The sequence below is a fragment of the Kitasatospora sp. SC0581 genome (assembly GCF_048159585.1).
GTDB lineage: Bacteria > Actinomycetota > Actinomycetes > Streptomycetales > Streptomycetaceae > Kitasatospora.
Window position 1 is genome coordinate 1 of record NZ_JBLRWA010000233.1, and the last position, 365, is coordinate 365.

The window sequence follows — 365 nt, forward strand, 5'->3', positions numbered from 1 at the left end:
CACATGTATGAACGGAAGTGAAATAGATATGGAAAGGATATCAATATAGCATTTAACTTATGGTTATGAAAATCAACCCAGGTTATTTAATAACGTAAATATCGAGATAGATCAAAACAGTATTGTAAGATTATATGGAAAAAACGGTTCAGGAAAGACTACTTTGCTGAAAATCATTGCAAATATTATAGACGATCCTCATCTGTCTTATGAGTTGCGGTTTTTTGGTGAAAAGCTAAGTTTTGCAGACATTCGCAAGCGTAGAGTATTTGTTGGAGACTCTCCTGTATTTTATGAAGAATTAACAATGGAACAAAATATTCAATTTTACAATTTGTTATTTCATTACGGCCCTGTATTCAGCA

1 protein-coding gene is annotated in these 365 nt (G+C 32.1%); it reads left to right on the top strand.

From position 1 onward, the window contains the following. Window positions 1-121: 121 nt before the first annotated feature. On the top strand, window positions 122-365 hold a 244-nt coding region (locus ACLWS4_RS37920; protein ID WP_416876565.1), incomplete at its 3' end, for an AAA family ATPase.